Consider the following 17,639-nt stretch of genomic DNA (forward strand, 5'->3'; position numbering starts at 1 on the left):
CCTTCAGTGCGCTGCGGCGGCCTGCGCCGCCGGTTGAATGATCCCCTGCTGCGCCAGCGCGCGGATGTCGGCCGGCGAGTAATCCAGTTCCCGCAGCACGGCCTGCGTGTCCTCGCCCACCGCCGGCACGCGCCCGCCGGCCGAACCGCTCGCGGGATGCACGCCCGGCAGGCCGACGAAGGGCACGTCGCCCAGGCCGGGCTGGCTCAGGGTCTGCACCAGGCCCAGGTGCCGCACCTGCTCGTCCTCCTGGAACTGGTCGTAGTCCTTGACCTCGCCATACAGGATGTCGTTGTCGCGGAAGCACTGGGTCCAGTAGGCGGTGGAACGCGTGCGCAGGATCTGCGCCACCCCCGCGTTGATCTCGTCGCCGACCTGTATGCGGCGCTGCGGCGTGTCCATGCGCGGGTCCGTCAGCCAGTCGTCGCGCCCGATCACCCGGCAGATGGCCGCGAACATGGCGTTGTTCATGGCGAACACCAGCACATAGCCGTCCTGCGTGCTGAAGATCCCCTGGGGATAGGTGACGCTGGTGGCCGGCTCGCCGCGGCGCAATGCGTGGTCGATGAGCGAGCTGTTCTGCAGCGCCGCCATGGTGGCCAGCAGGCTGACGTCGATGTGCCGGCCGGATTGTCCACGCTCGCGCGCGAACAAGGCGCCCCCGATCGCATTGGCGGTGTAGACGCCGCAGGACAGGTCGCCGATGAACGGCTTGACCCGCTGCGGCAGCCCCGCGCCGTCGCAGTTCGCCGTGGTCAGGCCGGTCAGCGCCTGCACGACGGAATCGGTGCCCGGGCGGTCGGCATACGGTCCCGACAGGCCGAATCCCGAGATCGAGGCATAGACCAGGCGCGGATTGAGGTCGCGCAGCGTCGCATAGCCCAGGCCCAGCCGGTCCGCCACGCCGGGACGGAAGCTCTGCACCACGACGTCGGCGCGCGCCGCCAGCCTGTGCAGCACCTCGCGCCCGGCATCGGTTTGCGCGTCCAGCGCCAGGCTGCGCTTGCCCCGGTTGAAAGCCAGCGCAATGGCGCTGAAGCCGCCGCGCGGCACGCCCATGCTGCGTCCCCAGTCTCCGTGCAAGGGCTCCACTTTCGTCACCTGCGCGCCCATCTGGCCCAGGATCTGCGCGCAATAAGGGCCTGCGATGCCCTGCGACAGGTCGAGCACGTGCAGGCCCTCATAGACCTCGTGCAAAGGATTCGGATCGATGAAGGCATTCACGGCAGTCTCCCTGGATTGGGGGAAAGGCTGGGCTTGTGCCCGACGCCCGGCGCCCCGGATAATCGTCTGCGTACACTGGCACATAAGGAAATCTCATGGCGGTGCGCGATCTGGACATAGGCTTGCTCAGGACGTTCCTGGCGGTGGCCGACCGCGAGAATTTCGCGGGCGCGGCCGACCAGGTATTCCGCACCCAGGCCGCCGTCTCGCAACAGATGCAGCGGCTCGAACGGCTGCTGGACTGCAAGCTGCTGGTGCGCGTGGGACGGCACAAGCGCCTCACCGAACAGGGCGTGCGCCTGCGCGAGTACGCGCGGCGCATGCTGGCGCTGAACGACGAGACCTGCCGCGCGATGAACCAGAGCGTCTTCGCCGCGCCCACGCGCATCGGCGTCTGCGCCGACGCCGTGGACACGATCCTGCCCGACTATCTGGCGCTGTGCGCGCGCACCTACCCCGGCATGCGCATCGAGATTCAGGTCAATCGCAGTCGCTGGCTGGCCTCGGCGCTGCGCCGCGGCGACATCGACCTGCTGCTGGAACTCGAACAGTTCGACGAGTTCCCTCGCATCACGTTTCGGACCTCGCCCGTCGTCTGGATTTCGGGCACGCATTTCCATCATCAACAAAACCTCCCCTTGCCTCTGGTGCTGGTGGACGCGCCCTGCGTCTTCCGTCGCATGGCGCTCAACCGCCTGGAACAGGAGAACCGCCCCTGGCGCAATGCCTTCCAAACGCCCACGCTGGCCGGCGTGCGCGCCGCCTTGCGGGCCGGCCTGGGCATCACGCCGCGCACTATCGAGATGCTCACGCCCGGCCTCAAAGTGGTGGGTGAAGAGCTCGGCCTGCCCACCCTGCCTTCGGCCAGCTACCACCTCTACATGCGCGCGGGGGACACCTCCGACGGCGCCCGCAAGCTCAGCGAACTCTTCGTCCCGTCCTGACCGGTTGCCTAGCGCTGCTGCATCCCGGCGGCCACGATCACCTTGCCCCACTCCACCGTGTCCCGCCGCTGGATCGCGCGCAGATCCTCGGGCGATCCCGGCTGCGGGACCAGCGCGCGGTCGGTCAGGAAGCGGCGGCCTTCCGGGTTGTCGAGCGCGCCGTTGATCCAGGCCGCCAGGCGCTGCGCGACCGCCGGCGGCGTGGAGGCGGCGGCCCAGATCGCGATCCACGACGACACGTCGAAGCCCGGGTAGCCGAGCTCCGCCACGGTCGGCACGTCCGGAAAGGCGGGCACGCGCTCGGCGGTAGACACCGCCAGGGCGCGGATCTTGCCGGCGCGCAACTGCGGGCTGGCGGTCACGGCGTCGCAAAAATAGAAGTCGTACTGGCCGCCCAGCAGGTCGGTCATGGCCTGCGTGCTGGCGCGATACGGAATGTTCACCGCATTGAGGCCGGCCATCGCGCGAAAGCGCTCGCCGGCGATGCGGCCGCCGACGTTGGCGCTGGCGAAGCTCAGGCTGCCCTTGGAAGCCCGCGCGTCCGCGATGAAGGCCTGCAGGGTCTGCGCCTTGACGCGCTGCGGGTTAACCACCAGGAAGTACGGCGTGGTGGCCAGCGTCGTCAGCGGCGTGAAGTCGCGCTCGGGGTCGTAGGCCAGGGACTTGTAGATGCTGGCGTTGGCCGCGTGCGTGGACGGCCCGGACACCAGCAGGTTGTAGCCGTCGCCGCCCTGCCGCAATACATACTCGGCCGCGATATTGCCGTCGGCCCCGGGCCGGTTCTCGATGATGATGGGGCTGCCCACCTGGTCCCGTATCCTGTCCGCAACGTAGCGGATGATGGTGTCGGTGGCGCCGCCCGCGCCGTAGGCCACGGTCACGTGAACGGTCCGGTCCAGCGCCTGCGCACGCGCGCCGCCGCAAACCGCCAGCAGCGCGCCGGCTCCGGCCAGTTGGATGAATGCCCTGCGGGTCTGTTCCATTTGTAGTCTCCTCCCACTCTCTGGCTCCCGCTATTGCAGGATTTCGCCGGGACAAGGAATCTCCAGGTCCAGCAGCATCTGGGCGTACGACTTGCCCAAGGGGTCCGAGCGCAGGCTGGACGAACCGCCGCCTCCCAGCGCGCGCCGCAGCACGAAGTTCACCGCCCCCGTTCCCGGAAGCTCGAAGCGCGACACTTCGCCCTGGACCAGATGGCTGAAGTACTCGCGCACCCGTTCGGCGGTCAGCTCGCGCAGCAGCACGGGCCAGTAAGCCTCGCGGCGCGCGATCACGCCGATGTTCGAATCGTCGCCCTTGTCGCCGCTGCGGGCGTAGGCGAGCCGGGCCAGCGGCACCCGCACGCTGTTCGCGCCTGCCGGCGCCGGCGCAGCCGCCGGCTGCGTACCGGACGCGGCGACGGGACGGTCCTCGCCGTTGTCCGGCACGGCGACCTCGGCATGCACGTCGCCGCAGTCCAGCCAGATCGGCACGCACTGCTTGGCGATGTAGAACGATCCCGTCTTGATGATGGCCTGGATATCGGCGCGGCCGCCGAAGTGGCTGCGCGTGCCCGGCCCCATCGAGGTGCCGGCCGACGCGGACTCCTTCTGCAGGAATTCCAGGCCTCTGCGCTCGGCGTGCGAGGCGGCGATGCGCAAGATCACCTCGCGGCTGTCGTTCTCGCGCGCATTGCCGCCGTACATGGCTTCCGCCCCCAGCAGCTCCACCACGGTCGAGATGTAGTCGGACATGCCGTTGGCCGCGAGCAGCCTGCGCGTGCGCCGCAGCAGCTCGTCGGCCGTGCGCAGCGCTTTCGCGCGCGCCCGCTGCCCGCGGATCGCCATCATGATGCCGATCTGGTAGCCGGCATGGCCCGTCGCGGTGATCTTGTACCGGGTGGACGGCGCCCGCCCGCGCGCGCCCTCGACGCGCACGCGGTCCGGCCCCGTCTCTCGGATGCAAACCTGCCGCAGGTCGCAGATCACGTCGGGCAGCTCGTACGCGGACGGATCGCCGATCTCGTACAGCAGCTGCTCGGCGACCGTGGCCCGACTCACGAGGCCGCCGGTCGCCGGCGGCTTGGTCAGGTCGAACCCGCCGTCCCGGTCCAGCACCACTATCGGATAGCCGATATTGGCCCAGTCCGGCACCGTCTCCCAGTCGGTGAAGAGTCCGCCGGTCGCCTGCGGACCGCATTCGATCAGGTGGCCCGCCAGGCTGGCCTGCGCCAGCTTGTCGTAGTCCGAAGCGGTCCAGTCGAACTCGTGTATCGCCACGGCCAGCGCGCAGGCGCTGTCCACGGCGCGGCCCGTGATCACGATGTCCGCGTCCAGGGCCAGCGCCTGGACAATGGGATAGGCGCCCAGATAGGCGTTGGCCGACAGCAGCGGCCCGAAGCCGTCCAGGTCGGGCAGGTGGCGGCCCTGCGCATCGGTGAATTCGGCCTGCAGCGCGGTCACGTCGTCGCCGGTGACGACGGCGATGCGCGGCGCCAGGCCTTGTTCCCGGGCATAGGCCAGGATGGCGTCGCGGCATGCCTCGGGGTTCAGGCCGCCGGCGTTCGACACCAGCCGCACGCCGCGCTCCAGCAGTGTTTTCAGGTGCGGGCGCAGCACGCTGACGAAGTCGGTCGCATAACCCAGCTCGGGACTGCGCATGCGCGCCCGCTGCAGCAGGGACATGGTCGTTTCCGCCAGATAGTCGAAGACGATGTAGTCCAGCTTTTCAGCGGTGAGCAGTTGCGGAATCGCGATCTGGGAGTCGCCCCAGAATCCCGATGCGCACCCGACGTGCACGGGGCCCTTGGGCCGGCGCTGGCCGGCCGGGTTGTGGTTCGCGCTCATTGCTGCACCTCCATCAATACCTGTCCGGTGCTGACCTGGTCGCCCGCGGCGACGGCCACCCTTGCCACGATGCCCGCCGCCCCCGCGGCGATCGACATTTCCATCTTCATGGACTCCAGCACCAGCACGGTCTGCTGCGCCGTCACGCGGTCGCCGTCGCGGACCTCGACGCCGATCACCCTTCCGCTCATCGGCGCGCGCAACGTCCGCGCCTGCCCGGCCTGCCCGTCGTCGCGGCCGGCGAAGCGCGTGGCCCGCAGGAAGCGCCAGACGCTTGCGCCGTCCTGCACCCAGGCCGCGTCCGCCCCTTCCATGGCCACGCGCAGGCTGCGTCGCAGACCGCCCACGACCAGGGCAAGATCGTCGCCGCGCCGATGCGCGGCCTCGATCCGGACCCGCCTGCATTCGCCTTCGGCGACGTGCCCCTCCCACGCATCCACCGACAGGCCGCCATCGGCCTGCTGCGAAATGCGCAGCAGCCTCGACGCCCCGTCCGAGGCGTCGTCCAGCGCCACCTCGCCCTGCGCCGCAAGACAGGGACGGGCGTGCGCCGCCGGCCATCCGGCCAGCGCCAGCGCCGCGGCGGCCAGCGCATGCTCGGAAGGCTGCGCGCGCCAATGCCCGGACGTCATGTCCTGGCCGGCCAGAAAACCTGTCGTCACGCCGCCGTCGCGGAATTCCGGATGATCGATGGCGCGCGCCAGGAAATGCAGGTTCGACCGGACGCCCAGCAGGCCGCCGGCCTCGCAGGCCCGCATCAGCTTGCGGATGCATTCCTCCCGCGTTTCGCCCCATGCCAGGTACTTGGCCAGCATCGAGTCATAGTGCGGCGTGATCTCCAGCCCGTCCTCCAGCGCGGTATCTACGCGCAGGCCGGGAGGTTCCACCCACCTGAGCACCGTGCCGACCTGCGGCACGAAGCCCGCGCCCGGGTCTTCCGCGCAGACGCGCAGCTCCATCGCGTGGCCGCGGCTGCGCACGTCCTCCTGCCGCAGGCCCAGCGGCTCGCCCTGGGCCACCCTGAGCTGCCATTGCACCAGGTCTATGCCGGTGACCAGTTCGGTCACGCCATGCTCGACCTGCAGCCGGGTGTTCATCTCCATGAAGTAGAAGTCGCCCGCCGCGTCCACCAGGAATTCCAGCGTGCCCGCGCCCACATAGCCGATCGCCTGGCATGCGCGCACCGCCACCGCGCCCATGCGCTCGCGCAGCGCCGGCGACACGGCCGGCGACGGGCTTTCCTCCACCAGCTTCTGGTAGCGCCGCTGCAGCGAGCAATCCCGTTCGCCCAGATGCAGGGCATTGCCGTGTTCGTCGCACAGCACCTGGATCTCGACGTGGCGCGCCCCGAGAATGGCCTTCTCCAGGATCAGCTCGTCCGAGCCGAACGCCCCCAGCGCTTCGGAGCGGGCCAGCGGCAGCGCCTGCGCCAGCTCTGCTTCGTCCCGGGCCAGCCGCATGCCGCGTCCGCCGCCGCCGGCGGCCGCCTTCAGCAGCACCGGATAGCCTATGGCGCGGGCGCGCGCCGCCAGTTCCCTGTCGTCGCTCAGGCCTTGCGCGCCCGGCACGGTCGGCACGTCGGCATGCCTCAGCGCCTCCTTGGCGCGCGCCTTGTTGCCCATCAGGTCGATGACCTCGGCGGACGGCCCCACGAAGATCAGGCCGGCTTGCGTCACGGCGCGGGCGAACGCCGCGTTCTCGGACAGAAAACCATAGCCGGGATGCACCGCCTGCGCGCCGCTCAGCGCGCAGGCGCGCAGCAGGGCCTCCACGTTGCGATAGCTGGCGTGGGCCGGCGCCGCGCCGATGTGCACCGCCATGTCGGCCTCGCGCACGTGGCGCGATTCCGCGTCCGCGTCCGAGTACACCGCGACCGTGCGCAGGCCCTGGGCGCGCGCCGCCCGGATCACCCGCAGCGCGATTTCGCCCCGGTTGGCGACGAGCAAGGTATCGAATCTCATCTGTCCACCCCTGCGGCCTCAGGCCGCGCGCGCGGGCAGGATGCCCATGTGCTTGCAAATGATGGTGAGCATGATCTCGTCGGCGCCGCCGCCAATGGAGATCAGGCGCAGGTCGCGCCAGGCGCGCGAGACCGCGTTCTCCCAGGTGAAGCCCATGCCGCCCCAGTACTGCAGGCAGGAGTCCGTGACCTCGCGGCACAGGCGGCCCGCCTTGAGCTTGGCCATCGACGCCAGCTCCGTCATGTCGCCGCCTTCCATGTGCACGCGCGCCGCGCGGTAAACCATGGCACGCAGCATTTCGACCTCGGTCTTCAGCTCCGCCAGCCGGAAATGCACGGCCTGGTTGTCCAGCAGCGGCTTGCCGAAGACCTGGCGCTGGCGCGTGTAGTCGATCGTGTCGTTGATCACGTCGGTCAGGGCGGTCACGCGCCGCGTCGCGCCGCTCAGGCGCTCTTCCTGGAACTGGCGCATCTGGTAGGTGAAGCCCATGCCCTCTTCGCCGATGCGGTAGCGCTGCGGCACGCGCACTTCATCGAAGAACACCTGCGCGGTGTCCGAGGACCACATGCCCACCTTTTTGATCTTGTTCATGGTGACGCCGGGCACGGGCTTGCCGTTGTCCTGCTTGAGCGGCAGGCAGATCAGCGATTTGTTCCGGTGCGGCTTGTCGTCGCTGGTATTGGCGAGCAGGCACATCCAGTCCGCCTGCGTGGCGTTGGTTATCCACATCTTGGAGCCGCTGATGACGTAGTCGTCGCCGTCCTTGCGCGCGGTGGTCTTCAGCGACGCGACGTCCGAGCCCGCCCCGGTTTCGGACACGCCCAGGCAGGCCACGTAGTCTCCCGCGATGGACGGCTGCAGGAACTGCTCGCGCACCGCGTCGTTGCCGAAGCGCGCAAGCGCGGGCGTGGCCATGTCGGTCTGCACGGCGATCGCCATGCCGACGCCGCCGGCGCGCACCGAGCCTATCGCCTCGCAGAACGCGATCTCATAGGAGTAGTCCAGCCCCATCCCGCCGAATTCGACGGGCTTGTTCACGCCCAGGTATCCCGCCTTGCCCAGCTTCTTGAACACTTCATGGGCAGGAAAAATCTCCGCTTCTTCCCACTGGTCCAGATAGGGATTGATCTCTTTGTCGATCAACTGGCGTACGCCGTCCTGCAACGCGATGTGCTCGTGGGTAAACATGGAATCTCCTCGTTAGAATCTGGCGACGCCGAACTGGATCGGATGAACGTCGCGTTTTGCCGACCGCGTGCATGCGGCCAGCGCCACTCCCAGTACGTCCCGGGTGGCGCGCGGGTCGATCACGCCGTCGTCCAGCAGCAGGCTGCTGGTGTGCACGGCGCTGGACTGCAAATCGAAGGTCTGCACGATTTCCCGGCTTTCCGCTTCCAGCGCGGCAAGGTCCGGCTCGGCGCCGGCGCGCCTGGCGCTGTTCTCGGCCACCCGCCGCATGGTCATGGCCGCCTGCTCGCCGCCCATGACGGCGGTGCGCGCGTTCGGCCACGAAAACAGGAAGTCCGGCTTGAATGCGCGCCCGCACATGCCATAGTTGCCGGCGCCGAACGAGGCGCCGCAGAGCACGGTCAGACGGGGCACGCCGGCGTTGGACAGCGCCTGGATGAGCTTGGCGCCGTGCTTGATCATGCCCGCCTCTTCGTGCGCGCGCCCCACCACGAACCCCGTGATGTTCTGCAGGAACACGATGGGCCTGCCCAGCTGCGAGCACAGTTGTATGAACTGCGCGGCCTTGGCCGAACCGGCCGTATCGAGCGGACCGTTGTTGGTCAGCAGCCCGATGGGCGTGCCGTGCAGCACGCCATAGCCGCACACCGTGGCCGGCCCGTAGTCGCGCTTGAACTCGTGGAAGTCCGAGCCGTCTGTCAGGCGCGCGATCACTTCGCGCATCTCCACCGGCACCCGGTAGTCGGCCGGCATGATGCCCAGCAGGTCCTGGACGTCGTGCCGGGGCGGAACCTCGGGGCGGTCCTGCTCCGTTTCCGCCCAACCGAAGGCGCGCACGATGTCCCGCACCTGCAGTATGGCCTCGCGGTCGTTCTCGGCCACATAATCGGCCAGGCCCGACACCGACGCATGCATCGCCGCCCCGCCCAGCTCTTCCTCCGTGGCGACCTCTCCGGTCGCGGCCTGCAGCAAGGCCGGGCCGGCCAGGAAGGCATGGGCCTGGTTGCGCACCATGACGACGTAGTCGGACAGGCCGGGCAGATAGGCGCCGCCCGCGGTCGAAGAACCGTGCACCAGCGAGATCACCGGAATCCCGGCGGCCGACAGCTTCGCCAGGTTGTAGAACATGCCGCCGCCGTGAACGAAGCGCTCGGCCCGGTACTTCTTCAGGTTGCCGCCGGCGCTCTCGACCAGCTGGATGAAGGGCAGCCGGTTGGCCAGCGCGATCTCCTGGCAGCGCATCACCTTCTGGGCCGTCATGGCCTGCATGGCGCCGGCGCTGATGCCGGAGTCGTTGACCACGATCATGCACCGCACGCCGCAGACCTCGCCCACGCCGGCGATGATGGCGGCGCCCGGCACGCTGGTGGCGGGGTCCGGATTCTCGATGCCGCAATAGCCCGCCAGCTTCATCAGTTCCAGGAACGGGCGGCCGGCGTCGAGCAACGCCGCCAGGCGCTCCCGCGGCAGCAGCTTGCCGCGCTTGCGGAACGCCGGCGCGGCCTGCGCCGACCGCTCCACCGCCCGCTGCTCCAGTTGCGCCAGTTCCGACAGCAGCGCCAGCATCTGCTCGCGATTGCGCTGGTAGGCGGGGGACTGCCTGTCGAGTCGGGATTCCAGATCGGCCATGGTTGCAGACACCTTATGTCGAGTTCCGGGAGGCTGCGGGCGGACCGGCAGCGTGAACCTATGATGGGCTACACGCGCGGCGCGCACAATCAAGAACTCGTCCGCCGACACTTAAGAATCGCTTATGTGATCCAGGCCGGGGAATAAGGGTCAGGCAAAGAAAAACCCGCCTGGCGGCGGGTCGGTGGACGTCCGGAAAGACGATCAGTGCAGAATCTGGCTCAGGAACAGCTTGGTCCGTTCGTTCTGCGGGTTGTCGAAGAACTCGTCGGGGCTGTTCTGCTCGATGATCTCGCCGCGGTCCATGAAGATGACGCGGTTGGCGACCTTGCGCGCGAAGCCCATTTCGTGGGTCACGCAGATCATGGTCATGCCGCTTTCCTGGGCCAGGCTGACCATCACGTCCAGCACTTCCTTGACCATTTCCGGGTCCAGCGCCGAGGTGGGCTCGTCGAACAGCATGATCTTGGGGTTCATGCACAGCGAGCGCGCGATCGCCACGCGCTGCTGCTGGCCGCCCGAGAGCTGGCCGGGGAACTTGGTGGCCTGTTCCGGGATGCGCACGCGCTCCAGGTACTTCATGGCCGTGGCCTCGGCCTCGGCGCGCGGCTTTTTCAGCACCCACATGGGTCCCAGCGTCAGGTTCTCCAGCACCGTCAGGTGCGGGAACAGGTTGAAGTGCTGGAACACCATGCCGACGTCCTTGCGGATGGTCTCGATGTGCTTGAGGTCGTTGGTGAGCTCCGTGCCGTCCACGATGATGTGGCCCTTCTGGTGCTCTTCCAGGCGATTGATGCAGCGGATCATGGTGGACTTGCCCGAGCCGGACGGCCCGCAGACCACGATGCGTTCTCCTGGCGCCACTTCCAGGTTGATGTTGCGCAGCACGTGGAACTGGCCGTACCACTTGTTCACGTCCTGCAGGCTGATGATGGCATTGGACATGCCTGTACTCCCGTAGATATCGCTGGGCGCGCCCGCCTGCGGCGGACGCGCGGCAAGTTGCTAGCGTGCGTGGCCGGTGGCCAGGCGTTTCTCCAGCGCTTGGCTGTATTTGGACATGGAAAAGCAGAATACGAAGTAGATGAGCGAAATGAACAGGTACGCCTCTACCCCGAAACCGCGCCATGCCGCGTCCGACAGGGCCGCCTTGGCCGCCAGCGTCAGGTCGAAGATGCCGATGATCACCACCAGCGACGTATCCTTGAACAGCGCGATGAAGATGCTGACCAGCGGGGGGATCACGATCTTCAGCGCCTGCGGCAGGATGATCTTGCGCATCTGCTGCCAGTAGCTCAGGCCCAGCGAGTCGGCGCCTTCGTACTGCCCTTTCGGAATCGCCTGCAGGCCGCCGCGCACGGTCTCCGCGATGTAGGCGGCGGCGAACATGATGATGGCGATCTGGGCGCGCAGCAGCTTGTCGATGGAAAAGCCTTCCGGCAGGAACAGCGGCAGCATCACCGAGGACATGAACAGCAGGCTGATCAGCGGCACGCCGCGGATCAGCTCGATGTACACGACGCACAGCGCCTTGATGGCCGGCATCTTCGAGCGCCGGCCCAGGGCCAGCAGCACGCCGATGGGAAACGCGAAGGCGATGCCGAACGTGGACAGGATCAGCGTGAGCGGCAGGCCGCCCCAGCGCGCGTTCTCCACGTAGGTCAGGCCCAGCACCCCGCCCCACATCAGAATGGCCACGGCCGTCAGGCCCACCACCCAGATGACGGCGAGCGTCCAGTTCCAGAAGCGGCGCATGCCGCTGCAGACGATCACCGCCACCAGGATGATGGTCGCGATCAGCGGACGCCACTGTTCGTCGAACGGATAGGTGCCGAACAGGATCAGCCGGTGCTTCTCGATGATGAAGGCCCAGCATGCGCCGCCCGAGGCGCGGCATTCCTGGGCGGTGGCGGCGTTGAAGTCGGCCTTGATGAAGGCCCACTCGACCAGCGCCGGCACCGCCATCAGCAGGAACCACGCCAGCAGCACCGTGATGAGGATGTTCAGCGGCGACGAGAACAGCCGCGTCTTGAGCCAGGCCCAGGGGCCCACGTGCGAGCTGGGCGGCGGCAGGGCGTCGCTGGGGGTATGCGTAGTGCTGCTCATATCAACGCTCCACCAGCGCGATGCGCTTGTTGTACCAGTTCATGAATATCGAGATCGACAGGCTGACCGTGAGGTACGCGGCCATGATGATCAGGATGCCCTCGATGGCCTGCCCGGTCTGGTTCAGCGTGGTGTTGACCACCGACACGATGTCCGGGTAGCCGATGGCCACCGCCAGCGAGCTGTTCTTGGTCAGGTTCAGGTACTGGCTGGTCATCGGCGGAATGATGACGCGCAGCGCCTGCGGCAGCACCACCAGGCGCAGCACCTGCTTGCGGCGCAGCCCCAGCGAACCCGCGGCTTCCCACTGGCCGTTGCTCACCGCCTGGATGCCGGAGCGCACCACTTCGGCGATGAAGGCCGAGGTGTAGATCACCAGGCCGGCCAGCAGCGCAGCGAATTCCGGCGACAGCGTCAGGCCGCCCGAGAAGTTAAAGCCCTTGAGCTCCGGCATGTCCAGCGTCAGCGACGCGCCGCTGACCAGCCAGCCGACGATGGGCAGGCCGATCAGCAGGCCGATGGCGGCGCGGCCCAGCGGAAACACGTGGCCGGTGGCCTCCTGGCGCTTTCTGCCCCAGTGGCCCAGCACGATGATGGCGATGATGGCCAGGCCCAGTCCGCCCAGCATCCAGTCCAGCGAGTTGCCTTCCAGCGCCGGCACTTTCAGGCCGCGGTTGGAGATGAACACGCCCGGCAGCGGGCTGTGCGCCTGGCGCGGACCCGGCATGTTTTCCGTGATGAGCGCGTACCAGAAGAACAGCTGCAGCAGCAGCGGAATGTTGCGCATCACCTCGACGTAGACCGAGGTGACCTTGGAGACCAGCCAGTTCTTGGACAGGCGGCCGATGCCGATCAGGGTGCCGAGTATGGTCGCCAGCACGATGCCGATGACGGCCACGCGCAGCGTGTTGAGCAGGCCGACCAGGATGGCGCGGCCATAGGTGTCGGCGGGGCTGTAGTTGATGGGGGTTTCGCCGATGGCGAAGCCGGCTTCGCGGCCCAGGAAGCCGAAACCCGTGGCGATGTTGCGCACCGACAGGTTGTGAAGCGTGTTTGAAACCAGGAACCACACGGCCCAGGCGACCGCGGCCAGCGCCACCACCTGATAGACCACGGAGCGCACGCCGGGGTCGTTCCAGTTCAGGCGCCGCGGCGGAGCCGCCAGCGAGGCGTTTTTTTCGGGAGTCGTCATATGCATCTACAGAAGTCGAACAACTGGCGGCGGGGCCAGACCCCGCCACCCACTCCTGCCACCCGCCCTAGGCGGGCCAGGGCCCGTGCGACGCTCCATCCGGTGTCAACGGGCCCCAGGCAAAACGGAGCGCCAGGCTCCGTTTTAACAGGCAGCCGCGCGTCAGCGCACCGGCCAGCCGTACATCAGGCCCCCTTGCTTGTAGGAGGCGTTCAGACCGCGGTCCAGCTTCATCGCGCTGCTCTTGCCCAGCGTGCTTTCGAAGCTTTCGCCGTAGTTGCCCACCTGCTTGATGATGTTGTAGGCCCACTTGTCATCAACGCCCAGGTTCTTGCCCATGCCCGGGGTCACGCCCAGGATGCGCTGGATGTTGGGGTTGGTGCTCTTGGTCATTTCATCGACGTTGGCCTTGGTGATGCCGTATTCCTCGGCTTCCAGCATGGCGTTGAGCGACCAGCGCACGATGTTGAACCATTGCTCGTCGCCCTGGCGCACCATGGGGCCCAGCGGCTCCTTGGAGAAGTCTTCCGGCAGGATGATGAAGTTGTCGGGCTTTTCCAGCGTGGTGCGGGTCGAGGCCAGCTGCGACTTGTCGGTGGTGAAGGCGTCGCAGCGGCCGGCCGAGAAGGCGCGGATGATTTCGTCGTACTTGTCGATCACGACCGGCTTGAATTCGATCTTCTGGCCGCGGAACCAGTCGGCCAGGTTCAGTTCGGTGGTGGTGCCGGGCTGCACGCAGATGGTGGCGCCGTTGAGTTCCTTGGCGCTCTTGACGCCCAGCTCCTTGGACACCATGACGCCCTGCGAGTCGTAGTAGTTCACGCCCACGCCGATCAGGCCCAGGGTGGTGTCGCGCGTCAGCGTGACGGTGGTGTTGCGGGTCAGCACGTCGATTTCGCCCGACTGCAGCGCGGTGAAGCGCTGCTGCGTGTTCAGGGGCGTGAACTTGACCTTGGTGGAATCGCCGAACATGGTGGTGGCGATGGCGCGGCACAGGTCGACGTCGATGCCCTTGTATTCGCCCTTGCTGTCGGCGATGGAGAACCCCGGAATGCCGGTCGAAACCCCGCACTGGACAAACCCTTTCTTCTTGACGTTGTCGAAGGTCGCGCCTGCGTTGGCTGCGGCGGAAGCAGCGAACAGGGCGGCGCCGACAGCAGCGAGTTTCAATACTTTCATCGTGTTCTCCGTGTGGGATAAGGCGAATTCGCGCGCAGCCGTTTGGGCCTACGCATGGGGCGGATGGTAGCGTCCGCGCCGCGGGCGGCGCATCCGGGAATTCCCTTGAAATATAGGGACACGGGATGAAATGAAACGCTGTACTGGCCGTAAAAAGGGACGTCTACATAGGGCGGCAGAGGAATTTTTCGCATCCGCTCCCCCGCCTGGCTTAGGCCACCTTACTGTCCCCGAGTTACTATTGCGGCTTCATCTGACAGCCGCCATGATCGAATTCCAGCACGTATTCAAATCATATGGTCGCGGCCGCAATATCCTGGCCGACATCAACTTCCGCGTGGACGCGGGAGAGTTCGTTTTCGTGTCGGGGCCATCGGGCGCCGGCAAGTCCACGCTGCTCAAGCTGATCGGCGGGCTGGAGCCCGCCAGCCGGGGCTCCATCCAGGTCAACGGCCAGCGCCTGGACAAGCTGCCCGCGCGCGCCCGGCCCTACCTGCGGCGCGCGGTGGGCGTCATCCTGCAGGACACGCACCTGCTGTTCGACCGCAGCGCATTCGAAAACGTGATGCTGCCGCTGGCCGTCACCGGCCACGCCTGGAATTCGGCCGCCGCGCGCGCCCGCGCCGCGCTGGACAAGGTGGGCCTGTCGGGCAAGGAAGAGCTCAATCCGATCGAGCTGTCCGGCGGCGAACAGCAGCGCCTGGCGATCGCGCGGGCCATCGTCAACCGGCCGGCCATCCTGATCGCGGACGAGCCCACGGCCAACCTCGACCATGACACCGCGCAACGCATCATGAACGTTTTCCGCGATTTCAACCGGGTCGGCGTCACCACGCTGATCGCCTCGCACGACCAGGAACTCATGGCCCGCTACGCCACCCGCACGCTGCGCATCGAGCCGGGCAAGTTCGCCGACTCCCAGGGCGGCGCCCAACCGGGAGCGACGGCATGAACGCCTGGCTGCGGCAACACCGCTACGCCCTGATGGTGACCCTGCGCCGGCTGGTCAAGCAGCCGTTCTCGTCGCTGGCCAACCTGCTGGTCATGGCGCTGGCCCTGGCTCTGCCGCTGTTGGGCAGCGCCATTTTGGTGTCGGCGCAGCCGGTGGCGCGCCAGATCTCCGTCACCCCCGAGGTCACCGTTTTCATGCGGGTGGACGCGCCGGCCGGCGCGGCCGCCGACGTGGCCAGGCGCATCCAGGGCGAATACGCCCATGAGGTGCGCGCCGTGCGCGTGGTCGGGCGCGAGGACGCCCTGGCCGACCTGCGCGCCAACCCGGCCTGGCAGCAGGCGCTGGCCGTGCTGCCGGGCAACCCGCTGCCCGACGCCGTGGTGGTCACGCTGGCCGACGGCGAGGACCTGGCGGGACGGGCCGACAAGCTGGCGGCGTCCTGGAAGCAATGGAACCACGTCGACCTGGTGCAGCTCGACAGCGCCTGGGTCCAGCGGCTGGAGGCCATCCTGCGCTTCGCCCGCATCGGCCTGGGGTTCCTGGCCGCCTGCGTGGCGGTGGTGGTGCTGGCCACCGTGTTCAACACCGTGCGCATGCAGGCGCTGTCGCAGCGCGAGGAAATCGGCGTGGCGCGGCTGGTCGGCGCCACCGAATCCTTCGTGCGCCGTCCCTTCCTGTACCTGGGCGCGCTGTCGGGCGCGGTGGCGGCGCTGCTGTCCATCGGCGTGGCGGCGGTGGCCCTGGCCCCGCTGAACGACGCCCTGGTCGGGCTGGCCCGCAGCTACGGCGCGGAATTCGCCCTGCATTTGCCCGGCCCCGCGGTGCTGATCGGCGCGGTGGTCGCCGCAGCCGCCCTGGGCGCCCTGTCCGCCCGCTGGTCGGTCACCCGCAGCACCCGCTTCTGACGGCGCCCAAAGGCTCCGACTAGCCCCCCTTCCTCCCCGTGATCCGGGGAACGGCCCGCGCCGGCCTGTGTAGGATGCCAGGCATCCCCCACGGCCGGCGTCCGCGCGCGCCGCCGTTACATGAGATTTCTCCCATCGCACGCCCGGATGTGCAAGAATAAATCGTCATTTTTTTACATTTTTTGACATAACCGCCGTTTCCCCGCCGAACGTCTTGGTGTCCCTCTCGTTGCCCTTGCTCCCTATCCCCTCCCATGGCCGCCCGTCTTGAAGCCCGTGCGACGCGCCACTATTTCGATAGCGCGTTCCAGTGTCAGGCGGTGAAAGTACTGCCCAACGAGTACTACGTCACCGACGAAGACCTGATGATCTCGACCGTGCTGGGGTCGTGCGTGGCTGCGTGCATCCACGATCCCGTGACCGGCGTGGGCGGCATGAACCACTTCATGTTGCCGGAAGGCGACATGCAGTCGCCCGCCTCGGCCACCATGCGCTATGGCGCCTTCGCGATGGAAGTGCTGATCAACGAACTGCTCAAGGCCGGCGCCGCGCGCGACCGGCTCGAGGCCAAGGTGTTCGGCGGCGGGGCGGTGCTGTCGGCCATGCAGCAGATGAACATCGGCGAACGCAACGGCCAGTTCGTGCTTTCCTACCTGCAGACCGAAGGCATCCCGGTCAAGGCGCAGGACCTGGGCGACGTGCATGCGCGCCGCATCAATTACTTCCCGCGCGACGGCCGCGTGATGGTGCGCAAGATGGCGCCGCACCACCAGCGCGCCGAGGAAATCATCGCCCGGCGCGAACAGGCCGCCGCCCAGAGCGTGCAGGCCAAGACCGCAAGCCCGCCCCGGGTGGAGCGGTTCACGCGGCCCGGCGTGGAACGTTTCGACCGCCCCGCCCGCCCGGGCGTGGAGCGCTTCGACACCGGCCTGACTCGGCGGCGCGGCAGCGACACCACGGGCGGTTGAAGCCGGCGGTCGCGCCCCTACAATCACGGCATGTCGACCGTCCGTCTCTTCTACGCGCTATGGCCGTCGCCCCCGCTGGCGGGATCCCTCGCCGCCTGGGCCGAGCATGCCCGGCCGCACTGCGGCGGACGCCTCATGCGCACGGAAACCCTGCACCTGACCCTGGCCTTCCTGGGGCCGGTGGACGCCGCGCTGGCCGACGAGCTGATCGCGGCCACGCCCGAACGGCGGCTGGCGCCGGCCGCGATCGAACTCGACCGCTACGGTGTATTCGCCCGCCAGCGCATCCTGTGGGCCGGCCCCGGCGACACGCCGCCCGCGCTGCAGGCCGCGCACGACGGGCTGTGGCAGTGGCTGGCCGGCTTCGGCCTGGGCGCGCCGCAGCACCCGTTCCGCCCCCACGTCACCCTGCTGCGCAATATCGAGCATCCGCAGCCGCCGGCCGAAGCGCCCGCGCCGCTGCACTGGCGCTATGACCGCATGGTGCTGGTCGCCTCCGAATCGCTGACCGGCGGCAGCCGCTACCGCATCGTGGCGCAATCCCGTCCGCAGGCCGATTGAGGCAC

At 68.1% G+C, this 17,639-nt stretch carries 15 protein-coding genes; 5 read left to right on the forward strand and 10 right to left on the reverse strand.

Translation table 11 applies throughout. The features are described from left to right. Positions 1–3: 3 nt before the first annotated feature. Positions 4–1,224: a CoA transferase gene (locus A6B37_RS13355; protein WP_111826029.1), complete on the reverse strand. Its 1,221-nt coding sequence runs from the start codon at positions 1,222–1,224 to the stop codon at positions 4–6. Between the two features lie 95 nt (positions 1,225–1,319). On the opposite strand from A6B37_RS13355, the gene A6B37_RS13360 reads away from it, so the two are divergent. After that, a complete protein-coding gene (locus A6B37_RS13360) occupies positions 1,320–2,168 on the forward strand; it encodes a LysR family transcriptional regulator (protein ID WP_181390947.1) in 849 nt (282 codons plus the stop codon). 8 nt (positions 2,169–2,176) lie between these two features. Here the strand turns inward: A6B37_RS13360 and A6B37_RS13365 are convergent, their stop codons facing one another. The 9 genes from A6B37_RS13365 to A6B37_RS13405 form a co-directional block, all read right to left on the reverse strand. After that, positions 2,177–3,151, reverse strand: a complete 975-nt coding sequence (locus tag A6B37_RS13365; protein ID WP_102773338.1) for a tripartite tricarboxylate transporter substrate binding protein — start codon at positions 3,149–3,151, stop codon at positions 2,177–2,179. Positions 3,152–3,181: 30 nt separating this feature from the next. After that, positions 3,182–4,993, reverse strand: a complete 1,812-nt coding sequence (locus tag A6B37_RS13370) for an acyclic terpene utilization AtuA family protein (RefSeq protein WP_111826030.1) — start codon at positions 4,991–4,993, stop codon at positions 3,182–3,184. Further along, on the reverse strand, positions 4,990–6,954 hold the full coding sequence (locus tag A6B37_RS13375; RefSeq protein ID WP_111826031.1) for a biotin carboxylase N-terminal domain-containing protein: 1,965 nt from the start codon (positions 6,952–6,954) through the stop codon (positions 4,990–4,992). The genes A6B37_RS13370 and A6B37_RS13375 overlap by 4 nt, the downstream gene beginning before the upstream one ends. Before the next feature lie 18 nt (positions 6,955–6,972). After that, the gene (locus A6B37_RS13380) at positions 6,973–8,142 is read right to left on the reverse strand and encodes an acyl-CoA dehydrogenase family protein (protein WP_102773335.1); all 1,170 of its coding nucleotides are present in this window, start codon (positions 8,140–8,142) and stop codon (positions 6,973–6,975) included. Positions 8,143–8,154: 12 nt separating this feature from the next. Next, the gene (locus A6B37_RS13385; protein WP_111826032.1) at positions 8,155–9,771 is read right to left on the reverse strand and encodes a carboxyl transferase domain-containing protein; all 1,617 of its coding nucleotides are present in this window, start codon (positions 9,769–9,771) and stop codon (positions 8,155–8,157) included. Between the two features lie 204 nt (positions 9,772–9,975). Further along, positions 9,976–10,716 (reverse strand): amino acid ABC transporter ATP-binding protein, encoded by a 741-nt coding sequence (locus tag A6B37_RS13390; RefSeq protein ID WP_102773333.1) that lies wholly within the window; start codon positions 10,714–10,716, stop codon positions 9,976–9,978. 60 nt (positions 10,717–10,776) lie between these two features. Further along, a complete protein-coding gene (locus A6B37_RS13395; RefSeq protein WP_111826033.1) occupies positions 10,777–11,877 on the reverse strand; it encodes an amino acid ABC transporter permease in 1,101 nt (366 codons plus the stop codon). A gap of 1 nt (position 11,878) precedes the next feature. Continuing rightward, positions 11,879–13,069 (reverse strand): amino acid ABC transporter permease, encoded by a 1,191-nt coding sequence (locus tag A6B37_RS13400; protein WP_102773331.1) that lies wholly within the window; start codon positions 13,067–13,069, stop codon positions 11,879–11,881. 162 nt (positions 13,070–13,231) lie between these two features. Next, the gene (locus tag A6B37_RS13405; protein ID WP_102773330.1) at positions 13,232–14,248 is read right to left on the reverse strand and encodes an amino acid ABC transporter substrate-binding protein; all 1,017 of its coding nucleotides are present in this window, start codon (positions 14,246–14,248) and stop codon (positions 13,232–13,234) included. 265 nt (positions 14,249–14,513) lie between these two features. On the opposite strand from A6B37_RS13405, the gene A6B37_RS13410 reads away from it, so the two are divergent. The 4 genes from A6B37_RS13410 to thpR all read left to right on the forward strand — a co-directional run bounded on the left by A6B37_RS13410 (position 14,514) and on the right by thpR (position 17,634). Then, positions 14,514–15,200 carry an ATP-binding cassette domain-containing protein gene (locus A6B37_RS13410; protein ID WP_102773329.1) on the forward strand — a complete coding sequence of 229 codons (687 nt, stop codon included), beginning with the start codon at positions 14,514–14,516 and terminating at the stop codon, positions 15,198–15,200. Continuing rightward, positions 15,197–16,105, forward strand: coding sequence for a permease-like cell division protein FtsX (locus A6B37_RS13415; RefSeq protein ID WP_102773328.1), 909 nt, complete (start codon positions 15,197–15,199; stop codon positions 16,103–16,105). Before A6B37_RS13410 ends, A6B37_RS13415 begins: the two co-directional genes overlap by 4 nt. A gap of 254 nt (positions 16,106–16,359) precedes the next feature. Next, positions 16,360–17,073, forward strand: a complete 714-nt coding sequence (gene cheD / locus A6B37_RS13420; RefSeq protein WP_111826034.1) for a chemoreceptor glutamine deamidase CheD — start codon at positions 16,360–16,362, stop codon at positions 17,071–17,073. A 30-nt stretch (positions 17,074–17,103) separates the two neighbouring features. Beyond that, complete coding sequence (gene thpR, locus A6B37_RS13425) at positions 17,104–17,634, forward strand: RNA 2',3'-cyclic phosphodiesterase (RefSeq protein ID WP_111826035.1); 531 nt, start codon at positions 17,104–17,106, stop codon at positions 17,632–17,634. The last annotated feature ends 5 nt before the right edge of the window (positions 17,635–17,639 follow it).

It is taken from the genome of Achromobacter sp. HZ01 (assembly GCF_003267925.1).
In the GTDB taxonomy this organism is placed as follows: Bacteria; Pseudomonadota; Gammaproteobacteria; order Burkholderiales; family Burkholderiaceae_B; genus Achromobacter; species Achromobacter pulmonis_A.